This window comes from Rhodospirillales bacterium, assembly GCA_016699855.1.
Taxonomy (GTDB): Bacteria; Pseudomonadota; Alphaproteobacteria; order Reyranellales; family Reyranellaceae.
In genome coordinates this window covers 1429648-1446626 of the sequence record CP064988.1, presented here as the reverse complement: position 1 = coordinate 1446626, position 16979 = coordinate 1429648, and the positions used below count along the sequence as shown (strand labels likewise).

Below are 16979 nucleotides of genomic sequence, written 5' to 3'. Positions count from 1 at the left end.
CCCGCCGCCGCCATCGGCCGTCGCGCCCTCGGTGGCCGCGGCTATGGCGTCGGCGGCGGTCGTCGCCTAAGGTCGCGCGGCATGCTCCGTTTCCTCGCCCGCCGGCTGATCGTCGCGCTGCTCGTCGCCGCCACCGTGCTGACGCTGTCGTTCATCCTGACGCGGCTGTCGGGCGACCTCGCGATCTCCATCGCCGGCCCCAACGCCACCCAGCAGGACGTCGAGATGGTGCGGCGCGCCTACGGGCTCGACCGGCCGCTCGTGGTGCAGTTCTTCGACTGGGTCGGCCGGGCCGCGGTCGGCGATTTCGGCGAGAGCTACTTCTTCAAGGAGCGGACCGCGACGCTGATCGCCTCGCGCATGCCCGTGACCCTGACGCTCGGGCTCACCGGCCTGGCGATCGCGCTGGCGGTGTCGATCCCGCTGGGCGTGCTGGCGGCGACGCGCGAGAACACCGGGCTCGACCGCGCCGTGCAGGCGGTGGCGCTGGTCGGCCAGGCGATGCCCAGCTTCTGGCTCGGCCTGCTGCTGATGATCACCCTCGGCCTCCAGCTCGGCTGGCTGCCGATCTCCGGCACCGGCTCGTGGCAGCACTACGTCATGCCCGGCATCGTGCTGGCGTTCTCCGCCATCCCGGCGCTGACCCGGCTGACGCGCGCCGGCATGATCCAGGCGCTCGGTTCCGACTACATCCGCACGGCCCGCGCCAAGGGCCTGTCGCGCGCCTCGATCCTGCTCAAGCACGCGCTGCGCAACGCCGCCATCCCGGTGGTGGCGATCGCGGCCGTCCAGCTCGGCTTCATGCTCGGCGGCTCGATCGTCATCGAATCGGTGTTCGCGCTGCACGGCGTCGGCTTCCTGGCGTGGGAGAGCATCGGCAAGAACGACTTCCCCGTGGTGCAGTCCGTGGTGCTGGTGCTGGCCGTCATCTACATCGGCCTGACGATGTTCGCCGACCTGCTCAACGCCGTCCTCGATCCCAGGCTGCGCGCGTCATGAGCGAGATCGTCGTCGCCGCGCCGCGCCGGGGCTGGCGCTCGGCCTCCACCTGGATCGGCGCCGCCATCGTCGGGCTGGCGCTGTTCGCGGCGCTGTTCGCCGACGTGATCATGCCGCACGACCCGTTCTTCCAGGATCTGAACAAACGCCTGCGGCCGCCGTTCTGGATGGACGGCGCCGATCCGCTCCACCTGCTCGGCACCGACCAGCTCGGCCGCGACTACCTCTCGCGGCTGATCTACGGCGCGCGGATCTCGATGCTGATCGGCGTCGCCGTCACCATCACGTCGGGCGTCATCGGCATCGCGCTGGGCGTGATCGGCGGCTTCGCCGGCGGCCGGATCGACGACGCCGTGCTGTTCGCGATCACCTGCCGGCTGTCGATCCCGGTCGTGCTGGTGGCGCTGGCCGTCGTCGGCCTGCTGGGCAGCAGCATGACGCTGCTGGTGCTCACCCTCGGCCTGCTGCTGTGGGACCGCTTCGCCGTGGTCGCGCGCAGCACCACCATGCAGGTGCGCAACCTCGACTTCGTCGCCGCCGCGTGGTGCGCCGGCAGCTCGCGCCTCAGCATCCTCGCGCGCGAGGTGCTGCCCAACATCGCCAGCCATCTCGTGGTCGTGGCGACGCTCGAGATCGCGCTGGCGATCCTTCTCGAGGCCGCGCTGTCGTTCCTCGGGCTCGGCGTGCCGCCGCCGCTGCCGTCCTGGGGCGTGATGATCTCCGAGGCCAAGGAGTACATGTTCTTCAGCCCGTGGGTGATCGTGATCCCCGGCGTCGCGCTGTTCGTCCTCGTGCTCGGCATCAACCTGCTGGGCGACGGTCTGCGCGACATGTTCGGCACCGGGACGGACGCGTGAGCGCCGCCCTGCTCGAGGTCGAGGGCCTGCGCGTCGCCTTCCGCGACGGCACGACGGCGGTGCGGGGCGCCTCGCTCGCCGTCGCGCGCGGCGAGACCCACTGCCTCGTGGGCGAGTCCGGCTGCGGCAAATCCGTGACGGCGCTGGCGGTCATGAACCTGCTGGCGCGCGGCGCCCGCCGGTCGGCCGACAAGCTCAGCTTCGACGGCGTCGATCTGCGGGGCATGTCCGACACCGAGATGTCGCGCCTGCGCGGCAGCCGCATGGCGATGATCTTCCAGGAGCCGATGACCAGCCTCAATCCCGCCTATACGGTGGGATCGCAGATGGCCGAGGTGCTGCGGCGCCACCGCGGCGCGGCGCGCGGCGCCGCGCTGGACCGGGCCGCCGAGCTGCTCGGCCGGGTCGGCATCACCGCGCCGGGGATGCGCCTGGGCCAGTTCCCGCACCAGCTCTCCGGCGGCCTGCGCCAGCGCGTCATGATCGCGATGGCGCTGATGTGCGATCCCGAGCTGCTGATCGCCGACGAGCCGACCACGGCGCTCGACGTCACGGTGCAGGCCCAGATCCTGCGTCTGCTGGCGACGCTGCAGCGCGACCTCGGGCTGGCCATCCTGCTGATCACGCACGACCTCGGCGTCGTCGCCCGCGTGGCGCACCGCGTGTCGGTGATGTACGCGGGCGAGGTGGTCGAGAGCGCCTCGACCGCCGACCTGTTCGCCGCGCCGCGGCACCCCTACACCCGCGGGCTGCTCGACTGCGTGCCGGTGCCCGGCAAGATCGCGCCCGGCGCGCCGCTGGGCTCGATCCCCGGCACCGTGCCGCGGATCGGCGCCGGCTTCGAGGGCTGCGCGTTCCGCGACCGCTGCGCCCACGCCGCCGAGGAATGCGCGCGCGCCGTCGACCGCCGCGCCGCGGGTCCCGACCACGCCTATCTCTGCCGCCTGCCGCCGGACTGGACGCGCGCGGAGAAGGCGGCATGACCGCGGCGCCGGCCATCGAGGTGCGCGGCGTGCGCCGCACCTTCCGCGTCAGGGGCGGGCTGTTCGCGCCGGACCGCCACGTCGTCGCGGTCGACGACGTCTCCTTCTCGGTCGCCGCCGGCGACGTGCTGGGCGTGGTGGGGGAGTCGGGTTGCGGCAAGTCGACGCTCGCGCGCCTGATCCTCGGCCTGCTGCCGCCGACCGCCGGCGACATCCTGGTCGACGGCCGCCGCGTCGCCGAGATGGACCGCCGCGCCCGCGCGCGCCTGATCCAGCCGGTGTTCCAGGATCCGTTCGCCTCGCTCAATCCCCGCCGCCGCGTGCGCGACATCGTCGGCATGGCGCTCGCGGCGCAGGGCGATCTGACGCGCGCGGAGACCGCGCGGCGGGTCGACGAGATGCTGGTGCGCGTCGGGTTGACCGTCGAGATGGGCGCGCGGCTGCCGGCGCAGCTCTCCGGCGGCCAGCGCCAGCGCGTGGCGATCGCGCGCGCCCTGGTGCTGCGGCCGCGCATCGTGGTGTGCGACGAGCCGACCAGCGCGCTCGACGTCTCGGTGCAGGCGCAGATCCTCAACCTGCTGGCCGATCTGCGGCGCGAGTTGAACCTCACCTACCTGTTCATCAGCCACAACCTCGCCGTGGTCGAGCACGTCGCCAGCGCCGTCGCGGTGATGTATCTCGGCCGCATCGTCGAGACCGCGCCGACGGCGCGCCTGTTCCACGCCCCGGAGCATCCCTACACCAAGGCGCTGCTGGCCTCGGTGCTGACGCCGGAGCCGGGGCTGGGCGTGCCCGACGTCGGACTGGGCGACGCGCTGCCGGATCCCGCCAACATCCCGCCGGGCTGCCGGTTCCATCCGCGTTGCCCCGTCGCCGTCGATCGCTGCCGTGTCGAGGCGCCCACCGCCGTCGCCCGGAGCGGCGGCGCCGTCGAGTGCCATCTCGTCCCGGCGACGATGGGCTGATCCGTCGCGGCCTCGCGCCCCCCGCCGCCGCTTCCGTCGACGTATCGGCCGTCCGCCGCCGCCTGACGCGCCCCCTTGCGGACCGGCGGGGGTGATGGTTGGATCGCCGCGTCTCCGTTGGCGTTGAGTGCGCGGGTGAGTCCACCTCGACCTTGGCGGGAGCGCGACGTGCGGAAGATTCTGGTGTTCTTGTGCGCCGTCCTCGGCGCGACGGGATTCCTGTCGGCCGTTTCCGCGCCGGCTTCGGCGCAGCAGCTCTGGTCGGTCTGGAACAACACCGCGAGCTGCGTGCCGACTCGCAGCCACTGGTTGTCGGTCGCGCAGACGTCGCCGGGGTTCGGCTTCATCCAATGGGGCACGTTCTCCACGCCCGATTTCATGGCGGCGATCGCGCAGATGGATTCCCTGCGCATGGGCGAGGGCTTCCGCAGCTTCTGCTGCAAATTCTCGGTTTGGAAGTTCGTCCCGACGGGCCTGAACAAGATCCTGAAGGACGGCGAGGTCGCCGGGCAGAATTTCATCCTGGAGCGCGGCGGCCTGTGCGCCGAGGACGCCGCGATCGCGGGCGGCATCTCCGCGCCGCATCTGACGGATTTCAGCCTCGGCTCGGTGCCGGGCGTGGCGCTGCGGGCGACGGCCACCGGGTTCGTCCCCGTCGCGGCCGCGCCCGCGCGCCTGTCACGATCCCATCCACCCCTCCGGTCGTGGTGGCGCCCGCGCCTCAGGCGCCACAAGGACCGAAGGGGCCCGGCACCGCCGCCGGTCCTGCGCTGCCGGCAGGCACGCTGATCGGGTGCTTCAAGGACACCAACGCGTTCGACCTCGACGGCTATCTTGAGAGGAGCCGGCAGAACACGCCGCAGCGCTGCATCTCGATCTGCGCCGGCAAGGGCTTCCGTTACGCCGGGCTCCAGTACAGCGAGAGCTGCCTGTGCGGCAACAGCTATGGACGCTATGGACCCGCCGGAAATTGCAACATGAAGTGCACCGGCGGCACGATGATGTGCGGTGGCTACTCCTCCAACCACGTCTACGCCACCGGGCGCTAGCCCGCGGATCGGCCCCGCGCGACGTGCACTGGCGGGCGCCGCCCGTCGGTCCACTTGCCGCCGATGGCGCGTTCGATCTGCGCCGCGAGCTGCAGCAGCAGGCCGTCGCCGCCCTGCCTGGCCTGCGCCTGGATGCCCAGCGGCAGGCCGTTCTCCTGCGTGGCCAGCGGCAGCGAGATGCCGGGGATGCCCGCGAGGTTGGCCAGCGGCGTGTAGGCGAAGATGCGCCAGAGACTGGCGAACCAGTCGTGCACCGACGGGTTGTCGCTGATGGTGAGGTACTCCTTCGTGCCCACGCGCGGCGTCGGCAGCGCCATGACCGGCGTGAGGATGACGTCCCACTCCTCGAAGAACGCGCCGAATCCGCGCGACGTCGTGTTGAAGACCGCCTGCATGCGGGCGCGTTCGCCATAGCTGTAGTCGACGCCGGCCTCCCAGATGCGGATGTTGATCGGCTCGACCAGGTCCGCCGGCGGCTTGTCGAGACCGCGCGCCGCCAGCAGATTGGAGATCGTCTGCGCGAAGTTGCTGATGTAGCAGGCCGTCTGCGCCGCGAAGGCGGCGCGCAGGTCGATCCGCGGCAGCGCCCAGTCGACGGTGTGGCCCAGCCCCTCCAGGAACCGCCCGACGCGCTCCAGCTCGCGCACGAAATGCGGGACCGCCCTGTAGTCGCCCCACTCGTGCGACAGCGCGATCCTCAGCCTGCCGGGGTCGCGCTCGATCAGCCGGGCGTAGGGCTCCGCCGGCTGCCAGAACGGCATGAACTCGCCGGGCGCGCCGCCGCGGCACTGGTCGACGAACGCCGCCGTGTCGCGCACCGAGCGCGTGTGGCAGCCCTGCGTCGAGACCAGGCCGGTGAGGTCCGACGCCATCGGCGACAGCGAGAAGACGCCGCGCGAGGGCTTCAGCCCGATGTTGCCGTTGGCGCCGGCGGGCAGGCGGATCGAGCCGCCGCCGTCGGAGGCGTGCGCGATCGGCACCGCGCCGCAGGCGACCATCGCCGCCGAGCCGGCCGACGACCCGAGCGTGGTGAAGCCGGTGTCCCAGGGATTGCGCGTGACGTAGACCTCGGGGTTCTCCGCCGACGAGCAGCACCCGAATTCCGGCGTCGTCGTGCGGCCGATGATGTTGAGGCCGGCGCCGCGGATGCGGCCGGTGAGGTACGTGTCGGCCGCGGCGCGGTTGCCGCGCATCAGCTTCGAGCCCATCTCCTGCAGCCGGCCCTTCAGCGTCGGCCCGAGGTCCTTCATCAGGTACGGCACGCCCGCGAACGGGGCGTCGAGAGTCGCGCCGTCGCGGCCCGGATCGGCGACGACGTCGTCGAACACCTCGACCACCGCGCCGAGCTCCGGATTCGTCCGCTCGATCGCCGCCGCCGCCTGCGCCGCCAGCTCGGCCGCCGTGACCTTCCGCGTCCGCACCAGCTCCGCCAGGGCGAGCGCGTCCGCGTCGGCCCATTCGTCCCAGCCCATCGCCAATGTCATGTCGCGCCGCGCTCCCTCGCCAAGCCGGCAACCTAGAACGGCGACGGGGCGTCCGTCACGCCGTGCGGCGCCGAGCCCCCCGGCGCGCCGGAGCGCCCGCGCGAGGACCCCGTCGGCGGGCTCGGCGCCGCCCGAGCGCCGGTCCGGAGCCATGCGGGCCGGCGATGTGGCGCGACGTGGCCGGAACCGACGCCGCCGCCCGCGCCGCGCGCGGGAATCGGTGCTATGGTCGAAAGTCATCTCGCGAACGCGCCGGCCGCCGCCTGAAGCGGCGGTCGCGCCGAACAGGAGGAAGCAGGGAATGCAGATGCGGCCGCTCGGACGGACCGGACTGGAGGTGTCCGTCCTGGGCTTCGGGTGCGGCGCCGTCGGCGGGCTGATGACCCGCGGCTCGCCGGCCGACCAGGAACAGGCGGTGGCGCGCGCCATCGAGCTGGGCATCAACTACTTCGACACCGCCGCGCTCTACGGCGACGGGGAATCCGAGCGCAATCTCGGGCGGGTGCTGGCGGCCCTGAAGCCGGACGTCGTCGTGGGCACCAAGGTCCGCCTCAAGGCCGAGGACCGCGGCCGCGTCGGCGCGGCGATCACCGAGTCGCTCGACGCCAGCCTCGGCCGCCTCGGGCTCGACCAGGTCGACGTTTTCCATCTCCACAATCCCGTCTCCGACGCGCCGGGCGGCCTGTCGGCGGGCATCGTGCTCGACGAGGTCGCGACCGCGTTCGAGAAGCTGGAGACCGCCGGCAAGGCCAGGTTCTTCGGGATCACCGGCGTCGGCGACACCGACGCGCTGCACCGCGTGGTCGACGCGCGCGCCTTCGACTGCGTGCAGGTGGTCTACAACGCGCTCAACCCGTCGGCCGGCGGCGAACTGCCGGACGAGTGGCCGGGCCAGGACTACGCCGATCTGCTCGACGCCGCGCGCCGCGCCGACATGGGGGTGATCGGCATCCGCGCGCTGGCCGGCGGCGCCCTGTCGGGCACCCTCGCCCGGCACGAGCACGCGATGCAGGTGGTCGAGCCGATCGGCTCGGGCGCCGATTTCGCGGCCGACGTGGCTCGCGCGAAGCGCTTCGAACCCCTGATCCGCCAAGGGGCCGCCGCCAGCCTGGCCGAGCTGGCGATGCGTTTCGTGATCGCCCATGAGGCCGTCAGCACGATGCTGATCGGCTATTCGACGCTGGCCCATCTCGAGGCCGCCGTCGCCGCCGTGAAGCGCGGCCCGCTCACCGCCGCCGTGATCGGCCGGATCCTGGCGACGCGCCCGTAGGACGGGCGCGTCGCCGGGGAGCGGCCGCTACTTCCAGCCGTACAGGTAGAACCGCGGCAGCTCGTCGGCGTAGGGCTTGAAGTCCAGCGTCTTGGAGTGCGCGTAGGTGTTGACGTAGGTGAACAGCGGCAGCCAGTAGGCCTGTTCGGTGGCGCGCTTGATGGCCGCGGAATAGGCCGTCTTGCGCTTGGCCGGGTCGCTGGTCGAGCCGCCGGCCTCCAGCAGCTTGTGCATCTCCGGATCGCGCGAGTAGTCGTCGTTCCCGCCGCCGAACATCACCGGCATGATGGCCGACACGTCGTTGATCGAGTAGCTGCCCCAGCTGCCGTGGTAGAGCGGGTTCTCGCCGCGCCACGCCTTCTGGATCGCGGCCGAGACCTGGAGCTGGGTGATCTTGGCCTTGATGCCGACGGCGGCGAGGTAGTTCTGGATCGCCGCGCTCCACTGGGTCGGCTGCACGTAGGTCACGAACTCGATCTCGAAGCCGTTGGGGAAGCCGGCCTCGGCCAGCAGCGCCTTCGCCTTGGCGGGGTCGAACGCGTACTTCACGGCGGCGTCGGCGTCGCAGCCGAACTGGCTCGGGAAGCACGGCGCCGGCGGCACGCGGCTGCCGCCGGTGATCAGCTTGTCCGCCATCGACTGCCGGTCGATGGCGTGCCAGATCGCCTGCCGCACCTTGACGTTGGTCAGCGGATTGCCGGGGGCGCTGCGGCCGGCGGCGTCGATCGACAGGTAGCCGACGCGCATCGACTCCTTGCGGATCGCCGTCAACGTCGGCATGCGGTTCACGGACTCGAACTGGTCGGGGTTGATGTTCCAGATCCAGTCGGCGCGCCCGCCCAGCAGCTCGGTCATCTGCGTGGCCGTGTCGCCGACGAAGCGCACATGCAGCTTGCCGATCCGCGGCGTCCCCTTGGGGCTGCCCTTCCAGTAGTCGGCGAAGCGCTCGAAATGGACCTCCTTGGCGTGGTCGATCTTGACGATCCTGTACGGCCCGGCGCCGACCGGCGCCTTGGCGAAGCCCTCCGCGCCGACCTTCTCGCGGTACGCCTTGGGATGGATCGGCACCACCAGCGCGAAATACTCCAGCGCCGCCGGCGTCGGCTTCTTCATGACGATCCGGACCTTGAGGTCGCCGATCTTCTCGGCCTTCTCGATCCAGGCGTAGTTGCTGGGCGTCGCCACCTTGCTGGCCGGGTCGGCGACCATGTTGATGGTGTAGACCACGTCGTCGGCGCTCATGACGCTGCCGTCGTGGAACTTCACGCCGGCGCGCAGCGTGAACTCCAGGGTCTTGTCGTCGACCAGCTTCCACTCGGTCGCCAGCGCCGGCTTGATCTCGAAGCTGTCGGGATCGCGGTGCACCAGCATGTCCCACGCCTGGTGGCCGAGGATCAGCCCGGTGCGCTGGGCGTTGAAGTAGGGGTCGATGTTCGGCACCGCGTCACGGAACAGGATCCGCAGCGTGTCGGCCGATTTCTGCGCCGAGGCGGGCGCCGCCAGGCCGAGCGCGGCGGCCGCCGCCAGACCGCCGAGGATGGATCTCATGCGCATGTGTCGTCCCCCAACATGGAAGGGGGAACACTAGGCGCCTCCGCGCCCGCCCGGCAAGTCCGCCCGCCGGCCGGCGGCCGCTACTCCGCCGCCGCCGACGGCGCCGCGCCGGTGCGGCCGCGGTGGAGGAACTCGCGGCCGATCTTCACGCGCGGCACGCCGTCGTACTCGACGATGTCGGCCGTGGCGTAGGTCTCGGTCCAGCTCGACGGCAGGAACGAGCCCGAGCCGACGATATCGATCGGCGTTCCCGCCTCGGCCATCACGCGGCATTTCGCCGGCCCGAAGCCCGACGACGCCACGATCTTCACCGCCTTGAAGCCGGCCGCGTCGAGGCTGTCGCGCAGGTGGAAGATCGCCGCCGCCGACACGCCGGTGCCGATCAGGTGGCGCAGCTCCTCCTCGGAGCGGTAGCCGCGGATCGATTCCGGCGCGTGCTTCTCCATCACCGCGTAGGAGCGCTGCGGGTCGAGGCCCTCGGCGTAGCGGCCGCCGGTGGTGTCGAGCCGCACCGACAGCTCGCCGCGCTCCGCCAGGCCGGGGAAGCGCCGGCACACCGCCAGCGAGTCGCTGATCTCCTGCGCGAAGTAGTCGACCAGCACCGTCATCGGCTCGTCGGGGAAGGTCTCGTGGTACATCTCGGCGGCGCGCAGCGTCGAGCCGGCGTAGCCGATCAGCGCGTGCGGCATCGTCCCCAGCCCCTTGTCGCGGCCGAAGAAATGCGCCGTGGCGTGGGTGGCGTTGCCGATGAAGCCGACGGCGCCGTCCTTGCGCCGGGCGCGGCCGGAGCCGACCGAGGCGGCGTAGGCCATCATCTCGGCCATCTCGGTGCCGGCGCAGTGGCGCGCGTCCATCGCCAGGAACGCCGTCTTGGGCATGCCCGCGCACATCGTGTAGGCGTTGTACGCCGCCACGCAGGCCGGCCCGAGCTTCTGCAGGAAGATGGTCTCGAGGTCGACCAGGTGGAAGAACGAGCCGGTGACGTACATCATCGGCTCGCCGGCGCCGGCCCATTTGCCCTCGGGGTAGCGCAGGTCGATGTCGACCCTGGCGCCGCGGGCGGTCGTGAGCTCGGTCAGCCAGTCCAGCGCCAGCCTGGGCGCGCAGACCACCGGGCGGCGCATGAAGATCGCGTAGGTGACGCGGGAGTCGCCGAACTTGCCGATCACGCCCTTGGTGCGGTTGAAGTAGTGATCGGTGTAGCGCGAGACGTCCGGATCGGCCGGATGCATCGTGTCGTTCCTCCCATCGCGTCGCGGCCGCGCCGGCCGCCGCCGGCGTCAGGCCGCGCGCCCGATCCGGTCCGCCTTGAGCTGCTCGGCCAGCATGAAGGCCAGCTCCAGCGCCTGGCTGGCGTTGAGGCGGGGGTCGCACTGCGTCTCGTAGCGGGCGCTGAGCCCGTCGACCGTGATGTCGACGGCGCCGCCGAGGCACTCCGTGACCTCCTGCCCGGTCATCTCGAAATGCACGCCGCCGGGATGCGTGCCCTCGGCGCGGTGCGCCTCGAAGAACGCCCGGACCTCGCGCAGGATGGCGTCGAAGTGGCGGGTCTTCTTGCCGTTCGACGCCGTCACGGTGTTGCCGTGCATCGGGTCGCACGACCATACGACGCTGCGGCCCTCCCTGCGGACGGCGCGCAGCAGCCCCGGCAGGTTGGCCGCCAGCTTGTCGGCGCCCATGCGCGTGATGACCGTGACGCGGCCCGCCTCGTTGCCGGGGTTGATCGCGTCGATCAGGCGCAGCACGTCGTCGGCCGACATGCCCGGGCCGGCCTTGAAGCCGAGCGGGTTGCGCACGCCGCGCAGGAACTCGACGTGGGCGCCGTCGGGCTGGCGCGTGCGCTCGCCGATCCACAGCATGTGGGCGGAGCAGTCGTACCAGTCGCCGGTGGTCGAATCGACGCGCGTCAGCGCCTGCTCGTAGGGCAGCAGCAGCGCCTCGTGGCTGGTGAAGAAGTCGGTCTCCGAGATCTGCGGCGTGGTCGCCGAGGTCAGGCCGCAGGCGGCCATGAAGGTCAGCGTCTCGTCGAGGCGGCGCGACAGGTCCTCGTAGCGCTCGCCGGCCGGCGAGTTGCGCACGAAGTCGAGGTTCCAGCGGTGCACCTCGTGCAGGTCGGCGTAGCCGCCCTGGGCGAAGGCGCGCAGCAGGTTCAGGGTGGCGGCCGACTGGTTGTAGGCCTGCACCATCCGCTCCGGATCGGGCCGCCTCGCCTCGGGCGTGAACTCGAAGCCGTTGACGTTGTCGCCGCGGTAGCTCGGCAGCTCGACGCCGTCGATCTTCTCGACCGAGGAGGAGCGCGGCTTGGCGAACTGGCCGGCCATGCGGCCCAGCTTCACCACCGGCATGCCGGCGCCGTAGGTCAGCACCACGGCCATCTGCAGCAGCACCCGGAACATGTCGCGGATGTTGTTGGCGGTGAAGTCCTGGAAGCTCTCGGCGCAGTCGCCGCCCTGGAGCAGGAACGCCTTGCCGTCGGCGACGCGCGCCAGCGCGGTCTGCAGGCGCCGGGCCTCGCCGGCGAACACCAGCGGCGGATAGCGCCGCAGCCGGGCCTCGGCGGCGGCCAGCGCGGTGGCGTCCTCGTAGACCGGCATCTGGATCGCCGGCCGGGCGCGCCAGGATTCGGGCGACCAGCCGGACGCCGAGACGCCGGCGGTTGCGGGATCCGTGGCGGCCCGCTGGGCCGCTGCCTGGATCGCGTTCATGTCGATTTTCCTTTCCGTCCGGGCGCGGAACGTCGCCCGGTCTCCCGCGAAGGGCCCGGTTCTACGACTTTTCCACAAAAACTGCCAAGCCGCCGCCGGCCCGTCGAATCATCGGGAATAATGAGCGTTCGCTCGTGTTCATCTCCTCGAGGCGGCGCCGCACGCGCGGGCCGACCTCGGGGAGATGGGAAATGCCGGATGTCAGGATGATCGCTGAAGCCCAGCTTTGCGCCCTCGTGCCGATGGCCGCGACGGTCCAGCCGGGCTATTCGCGCCGGGTCGAGATCGTCTACGACCGGGGCAAGACCTCGCCGCTGTGGGAGGGCGTCAGCGGCGACGGCGTCCACGGCCGCCTCCAGGTCGCGACCGTGCGCGACCTCACCCGGCACCTCTTCGCGCGGGTGATGGTCGACGTCGACGCCTGCGTCCGGGTCGCCGCCGCCGGCTCGATCTCGCTGGATTCCGGGCGCGCCGGTCCGCGCAAGGCCACGCTCGACGAGGCGCGTCAGAGCGTCGCGCGCACGCTGGCGCACGAATGCGTCCACTGCGTGCAGGCGTGGAAGCGGGGCGGCGACGGGCGCCTGCGCGACGACATGGGCTACCTGCGGACCCGGCTGCTGGCCAACGGGGTGCCGGAGGCGGGGCTGTACCACCGCGACTGGATCGAGCAGGAGGCGTTCAGGAACGAACGCCTCGACCGCGGAAACCAACAGGCCGTCGGCGCCGGCCGTTTCGACGCCGTGCTGCCGATCGAGATGATCCGGGCGGCGGTGGCCTGAGGGCCGCGCGCCGCCCGGCCGCCGCTACTCGACCTTGAAGCCGGTCGACTTGATGACCGGCGCCCACTTGGCGATCTCGCCGGTGATGAACTTCGCGGTCGTCTCCGGCGTCGAATCGAGGATCGGCACGGCCGCGATGTCCTCCAGCGCCTTGATCAGCGTCGGATCCTGCATGGCCTTGCGCGAGGCGGCGTGGACGGTGTCGACCACGTTCTGCGGCGCGCCGGCCGGCGCCAGGATCAGATTGAAGGTGTAGGCCTCGTAGCCGGCGATGCCGCCCTCGATGATGGTCGGGATGTCGGGGGCGATGGCGGCGCGCTTGGTGTGCGCGAAGCCGAGGATGCGGATCTTGCCGGTGCGGTGGAGCTGCAGCGACGTGCTCATCGTCTCGAACATCCACACCACGTTGCCGGCGATGGTGTCCTGCAGCGCCGGGTTCGAGCCGCGGTAGGGGACGTGCACCACGTCCATGCCACCGGCCATGATCTTCAGCAGCTCGCCGGCGAAGTGCGTGATGCCGCCGGCGCCCGACGAGCCGTAGGAGTACTTGCCGGGGTTCTTCTTCATCAGCTCGACCAGGCCCTTGAGCGTGTCGGGCATCGAGGGATGCGCCACCAGCACCAGCGGATTGACGCAGATCGAGGAGACCGGCGTGAAATCCTTCACCGCGTCGTAGGGCGGCTTGACCAGCACGGTCGGGTTGGTGGCGTGCGTCGACGACGTCGCGAACAGGAACGTGTAGCCGTCGGGCCGGGCGTTCTTGACCTCGACCGAGCCGATGGCGCCGGCGGCGCCGGCCTTGTTGTCGACCACCACCTGCTGGCCCAGCGCGACCGTCAGCCGCTCCGCGACCAGACGGCCGATGATGTCGGTGGGGCCGGCGGGCGGGAACGGGATGACGAGCCGGATCGGCTTGTCGGGGTACTTGCCCTGGGCGAGGGCGGGCGCGGCCAGGACGGCGCCGCCGATGGCGCCCAGCACTTCACGACGTCTCATACGCTGATGTTCCTTCTCTCTGCGTTGCGGCGGCGCCGGGTCACTCGATCTTGACGCCGCTCGACCTGATGACGGGCGCCCACTTGGCGATCTCGTCGGTGATGAACTTCGCGGTGCGCGCGGGCGTTGTGTCGACCGTCGGCACCGCCGCGATGCCCTCGAGGAACTTGATCATGTCGGGGTCGGCCATCAGCTTGCGCGACGCCTGGTCGATGGTGTCGACCACGTCCTTGGGCGTGCCGGCCGGTCCGAGGATCAGGTTGAAGGTGTAGGCCTCGTAGCCCGGCACGCCGGCCTCGATCATCGTCGGGATCTCGGGCGCGATCGGCGCGCGCTTGGAATGCGCGTAGGCGAGGATGCGCAGCTTGCCGGCGCGGTGGTGCTGGAGCGACGTGCTGAAGGTCTCGAACATCCAGACCACCGTGCCCGGCAGCAGATCCTGCATCGCCGGGCCCGAGCCGCGGTAGGGCACGTGCAGCACGTCGATGTTGCCGACCTCGCGTTTGAAGTACTCGGCCGCGAGGTGGAGGATGCTGCCGGTGCCCGACGAGGCGTAGGAGTACTTGCCGGGGTTCTTCTTCATCAGCTCGACCAGGCCCTTGACCGAGTCCGGCATCGACGGGTGGGTGACCAGGATCAGCGGATTGACGCAGATCGAGGACATCGGCGTGAAGTCCTTGACCGCGTCGTACTGCGGCTTGACGAACGCCGTCGGGTTGATGGCGTGGGTCGACGAGGTGGCGAACAGCAGCGTGTAGCCGTCCGGCTTGGCGTTCTTGACCTCGAGCGCGCCGATCGCGCCGGCGGCGCCGGCCTTGTTCTCGACGATCATGGTCTGGCCGAGCAGGCCGGTCATCTTCTCCGCCACCTTGCGGCCGATGATGTCGGTCGGACCGCCGGCGGCGAACGGGATGACCAGCTTGATCGGCCGGTCGGCCGGGTACTTCGCCTGGGCGTGGACGATGCCGGGCGCGGCGAGGGCGCCGAGGCCGGTGGCGACGAGCGTGCGGCGTTTCATGTGCGTCATCTCCCCGTGTTTTCGCGTGGACGGGCCTAGACCGGCCCCAGGGTCTCGTCGAACAGGTCGAGCATCGCGCGCCACGACCGCCGGTCGGTCGGCTCGTGGTACTTGAAGCCCGGCATGTTGCGCGCGTCGGCCGCCGGGTTGGTGAAGCTGTGGCCGGCGCCGCCGTACAGGATCATGCGCCAGTCGACGTTGGCGGCGCGCATCTCCTTCTCGAAGTCCAGCCGCTGCTCCGGCGGGATGATCGGATCCTCGGCGCCGATGTTGACCAGCACCTTGGCCTTGATGTTGACGGCGTCCTGCGGCCGCGCCGTCGCTAGTCCCGAGTGGAAGCCGACGACGCAGCGCAGATCCTCGCCGGCGCGCGCCAGCTCCAGCGCCGTCGTGCCGCCGAAGCAGTAGCCGATCGCCGCCATGCGCCCGGCGTCCACCTCGGGCCGCGCCGCCAGCAGCTTGAGCGCGATGCCGGCGCGCACGCGGATGCTGGTCGGATCGGCCCGCCACGGGTTGAGCCGCGCCATGGTGTCGGCCGGATTGGCTAGCGGCCTGCCGTCGCCGTGGTAGTCCATCGCGTAGGCGACGTAGCCCAGCTTCGCCAGCCGCCGGGCGATGATCTTGGTGTGGTCGGTCAGGCCCGGCCCCTCGTGGCACACCAGCACGCCCGGCCGCCGTCCCGGCCGCGTCTCGTCGACCGCGAGCTGGCCGACCAGCCGCGTGCCGCCATCGTTGTACGCGATGTCCTCGACCCGCATCGTCGCCACCCCGGTCGGTCCCTTGTTCCGCCGACACTAGCGCGTCGGCCGCCGGTTGGAAATCGCGCGCCGCTTGACCGCTCCCGGCCCCGCCGCCACAAGGTCGCGCCATGCCCCCCGCAACGTCCGCCGCCACCCCCGTCGTCCGATTCGCGCCCAGCCCGACCGGCCGGCTGCACGTCGGCAACGCGCGCGCGGCGCTGTTCAACTGGTTGTTCGCGCGGCGCCACGGCGGATCGTTCATCCTGCGGATGGACGACACCGACCGCGAGCGGTCGACCGCCGAGTTCGCGCGCGGCATCGAGGACGACCTGCGCTGGCTCGGGCTCGACTGGGACCGGCTGGAGAGCCAGACGGCGCGGGCGGCGCGCCACGACGCGGCGCGGGACCGGCTCGTCGCCGCCGGCCGCCTCTATCCCTGCTACGAGACGCCGACCGAGCTGGAGCATCGGCGCAAAAAGGCGTTCGCGGAGGGCCGGCCGCCGCTCTACGACCGCGCCGCCCTCAAGCTGTCCGCCGAAGACCGCGCGAGGCTCGAGGCCGAGGGCCGCCGCCCGCACTGGCGTTTCCGGCTCGACGCCGGCGACGTGGCGTGGACCGACCTCGTGCGTGGCGTCCAGCATGTCGAGGGGTCGACCCAGAGCGATCCCGTGCTGATCCGCGCCGACGGCACCTACCTCTACACGCTGCCTTCGGTGGTCGACGACATCGATCTCGCCATCACCCACGTCATCCGGGGCGAGGACCACGTCACCAACACCGCCACCCAGATCCAGCTCTTCGCCGCGCTGGGCGCCACGCCGCCGGAATTCGCGCATCTGCCGCTGCTCACGGGCGCCGACGGCGCCGGCCTGTCCAAGCGCGCGGGCTCGCGCTCGCTGGAGGATCTGCGCGGCGAGGGGATCGAGCCGCTCGCGGTCTGCGCGCTGCTGGCCCGGCTGGGCACCAGCGATCCGGTCGAGGCGGTCGCCGGCATGGACGTGCTGGTCGCGTCGATGGACTTCGCCAAAATCGGCCGGGCCGCGGCGCGCTTCTCGGAGGACGATCTGCGCGCGCTGTCGGCCCGCACCACGCACGGGCTGTCCTATGCGACGGTCCGTCCGCGCCTGGCCGCCGTCGACGCCGATCTCGGCGAGGCGTTCTGGCTGGCGGTGCGTGGCAACCTGCAGCGCGTCGAGGACGCCGCCGAATGGGCGGCCGTGGTGCGCGGGCCGCTGACCCCGACGCTCGAAGCCCCCGAGATCCTGGCGGCCGCCGCCGACGCGTTGCCGCCGGAGCCGTGGGATGGCGCGACGTGGAAGGCGTGGACGTCGGCCGTGTCGGGCGCCACCGGCGCGAAGGGCAGGGCGCTGTTCCATCCCCTGCGTCTGGCGTTGACGGCGCGCGAGCGCGGCCCGGAGATGGCCGGGATGATTTCGCTGATCGGCCGTGGTAAAGTGCTGGCGCGGTTGAAGGGGGAGCGGGCATGACGCTCGGACGGCGATGTAAGGAGGCGGGCCCCGCCTAGGGGTCGATGAACGCGCGCGGCCCGGCGCCGCGCGTCCACGCCTGTCGTCCGCGCA

Annotated in this window: 16 protein-coding genes; 9 read left to right on the top strand and 7 right to left on the bottom strand. The window is 71.6% G+C overall.

Annotated elements, in window-relative coordinates:
• The first annotated feature begins 81 nt into the window (after nt 1-81).
• From IPK81_06745 to IPK81_06720, 6 genes are all read left to right on the top strand, one after another.
• Nucleotides 82-999, top strand: a complete 918-nt coding sequence (locus tag IPK81_06745) for an ABC transporter permease (GenBank protein QQS13898.1) — start codon at nt 82-84, stop codon at nt 997-999.
• A complete protein-coding gene (locus IPK81_06740) occupies nt 996-1856 on the top strand; it encodes an ABC transporter permease (protein ID QQS13897.1) in 861 nt (286 codons plus the stop codon). The genes IPK81_06745 and IPK81_06740 overlap by 4 nt, the downstream gene beginning before the upstream one ends.
• Nucleotides 1853-2839: an ABC transporter ATP-binding protein gene (locus tag IPK81_06735; GenBank protein QQS13896.1), complete on the top strand. Its 987-nt coding sequence runs from the start codon at nt 1853-1855 to the stop codon at nt 2837-2839. The genes IPK81_06740 and IPK81_06735 overlap by 4 nt, the downstream gene beginning before the upstream one ends.
• Complete coding sequence (locus IPK81_06730) at nt 2836-3804, top strand: ATP-binding cassette domain-containing protein (GenBank protein ID QQS13895.1); 969 nt, start codon at nt 2836-2838, stop codon at nt 3802-3804. Before IPK81_06735 ends, IPK81_06730 begins: the two co-directional genes overlap by 4 nt.
• 168 nt (nt 3805-3972) lie before the next feature.
• Entirely contained in the window at nt 3973-4593 is a 621-nt protein-coding gene (locus tag IPK81_06725) for a hypothetical protein (GenBank protein ID QQS13894.1), read from the top strand.
• Nucleotides 4512-4853: a WSC domain-containing protein gene (locus tag IPK81_06720; protein QQS13893.1), complete on the top strand. Its 342-nt coding sequence runs from the start codon at nt 4512-4514 to the stop codon at nt 4851-4853. The genes IPK81_06725 and IPK81_06720 overlap by 82 nt, the downstream gene beginning before the upstream one ends.
• Here the strand turns inward: IPK81_06720 and IPK81_06715 are convergent.
• Nucleotides 4850-6337: an amidase gene (locus IPK81_06715; protein ID QQS13892.1), complete on the bottom strand. Its 1488-nt coding sequence runs from the start codon at nt 6335-6337 to the stop codon at nt 4850-4852. The two genes, IPK81_06720 and IPK81_06715, sit on opposite strands and share 4 nt — an antisense overlap.
• A 301-nt stretch (nt 6338-6638) precedes the next feature.
• On the opposite strand from IPK81_06715, the gene IPK81_06710 reads away from it, so the two are divergent.
• Nucleotides 6639-7607 carry an aldo/keto reductase gene (locus IPK81_06710; protein QQS13891.1) on the top strand — a complete coding sequence of 323 codons (969 nt, stop codon included), beginning with the start codon at nt 6639-6641 and terminating at the stop codon, nt 7605-7607.
• A gap of 27 nt (nt 7608-7634) precedes the next feature.
• On the opposite strand, the gene IPK81_06705 is transcribed toward IPK81_06710, so the two are convergent.
• The 3 genes from IPK81_06705 to IPK81_06695 all read right to left on the bottom strand — a co-directional run bounded on the left by IPK81_06705 (nt 7635) and on the right by IPK81_06695 (nt 11866).
• Complete coding sequence (locus tag IPK81_06705; protein ID QQS13890.1) at nt 7635-9161, bottom strand: ABC transporter substrate-binding protein; 1527 nt, start codon at nt 9159-9161, stop codon at nt 7635-7637.
• 80 nt (nt 9162-9241) lie between these two features.
• Nucleotides 9242-10393 (bottom strand): nicotinate phosphoribosyltransferase, encoded by a 1152-nt coding sequence (locus IPK81_06700; protein ID QQS13889.1) that lies wholly within the window; start codon nt 10391-10393, stop codon nt 9242-9244.
• A 48-nt stretch (nt 10394-10441) separates the two neighbouring features.
• The gene (locus tag IPK81_06695) at nt 10442-11866 is read right to left on the bottom strand and encodes a 3-deoxy-7-phosphoheptulonate synthase class II (GenBank protein ID QQS13888.1); all 1425 of its coding nucleotides are present in this window, start codon (nt 11864-11866) and stop codon (nt 10442-10444) included.
• Between the two features lie 206 nt (nt 11867-12072).
• On the opposite strand from IPK81_06695, the gene IPK81_06690 reads away from it, so the two are divergent.
• Nucleotides 12073-12645, top strand: a complete 573-nt coding sequence (locus IPK81_06690) for a hypothetical protein (protein QQS13887.1) — start codon at nt 12073-12075, stop codon at nt 12643-12645.
• 24 nt (nt 12646-12669) lie between these two features.
• On the opposite strand, the gene IPK81_06685 is transcribed toward IPK81_06690, so the two are convergent.
• The 3 genes from IPK81_06685 to IPK81_06675 are packed head-to-tail and all read right to left on the bottom strand — an operon-like array spanning nt 12670 to nt 15417.
• Nucleotides 12670-13641, bottom strand: a complete 972-nt coding sequence (locus tag IPK81_06685; protein QQS13886.1) for a tripartite tricarboxylate transporter substrate binding protein — start codon at nt 13639-13641, stop codon at nt 12670-12672.
• A 40-nt stretch (nt 13642-13681) separates the two neighbouring features.
• The gene (locus IPK81_06680; protein QQS13885.1) at nt 13682-14659 is read right to left on the bottom strand and encodes a tripartite tricarboxylate transporter substrate binding protein; all 978 of its coding nucleotides are present in this window, start codon (nt 14657-14659) and stop codon (nt 13682-13684) included.
• A 35-nt stretch (nt 14660-14694) separates the two neighbouring features.
• Nucleotides 14695-15417, bottom strand: coding sequence for a dienelactone hydrolase family protein (locus IPK81_06675; GenBank protein QQS14983.1), 723 nt, complete (start codon nt 15415-15417; stop codon nt 14695-14697).
• Nucleotides 15418-15527: 110 nt separating this feature from the next.
• Between IPK81_06675 and IPK81_06670 the strand changes: the two genes are divergently transcribed.
• Nucleotides 15528-16886 (top strand): glutamate--tRNA ligase, encoded by a 1359-nt coding sequence (locus tag IPK81_06670; GenBank protein ID QQS13884.1) that lies wholly within the window; start codon nt 15528-15530, stop codon nt 16884-16886.
• The last annotated feature ends 93 nt before the right edge of the window (nt 16887-16979 follow it).

Bases quoted from the DNA above. Each gene is read 5' to 3' on its own strand.
- IPK81_06745 (QQS13898.1), top strand. From the start codon at position 82: ATGCTCCGTTTCCTCGCCCGCCGGCTGATCGTCGCGCTGCTCGTCGCC.
- IPK81_06740 (QQS13897.1), top strand. From the start codon at position 996: ATGAGCGAGATCGTCGTCGCCGCGCCGCGCCGGGGCTGGCGCTCGGCC.
- IPK81_06730 (QQS13895.1), top strand. From the start codon at position 2,836: ATGACCGCGGCGCCGGCCATCGAGGTGCGCGGCGTGCGCCGCACCTTC.
- IPK81_06715 (QQS13892.1), bottom strand. From the start codon at position 6,337: ATGACATTGGCGATGGGCTGGGACGAATGGGCCGACGCGGACGCGCTC.
- IPK81_06710 (QQS13891.1), top strand. From the start codon at position 6,639: ATGCAGATGCGGCCGCTCGGACGGACCGGACTGGAGGTGTCCGTCCTG.
- IPK81_06705 (QQS13890.1), bottom strand. From the start codon at position 9,161: ATGCGCATGAGATCCATCCTCGGCGGTCTGGCGGCGGCCGCCGCGCTC.
- IPK81_06700 (QQS13889.1), bottom strand. From the start codon at position 10,393: ATGCATCCGGCCGATCCGGACGTCTCGCGCTACACCGATCACTACTTC.
- IPK81_06695 (QQS13888.1), bottom strand. From the start codon at position 11,866: ATGAACGCGATCCAGGCAGCGGCCCAGCGGGCCGCCACGGATCCCGCA.
- IPK81_06690 (QQS13887.1), top strand. From the start codon at position 12,073: ATGATCGCTGAAGCCCAGCTTTGCGCCCTCGTGCCGATGGCCGCGACG.
- IPK81_06685 (QQS13886.1), bottom strand. From the start codon at position 13,641: ATGAGACGTCGTGAAGTGCTGGGCGCCATCGGCGGCGCCGTCCTGGCC.
- IPK81_06680 (QQS13885.1), bottom strand. From the start codon at position 14,659: ATGAAACGCCGCACGCTCGTCGCCACCGGCCTCGGCGCCCTCGCCGCG.
- IPK81_06675 (QQS14983.1), bottom strand. From the start codon at position 15,417: ATGCGGGTCGAGGACATCGCGTACAACGATGGCGGCACGCGGCTGGTC.
- IPK81_06670 (QQS13884.1), top strand. From the start codon at position 15,528: ATGCCCCCCGCAACGTCCGCCGCCACCCCCGTCGTCCGATTCGCGCCC.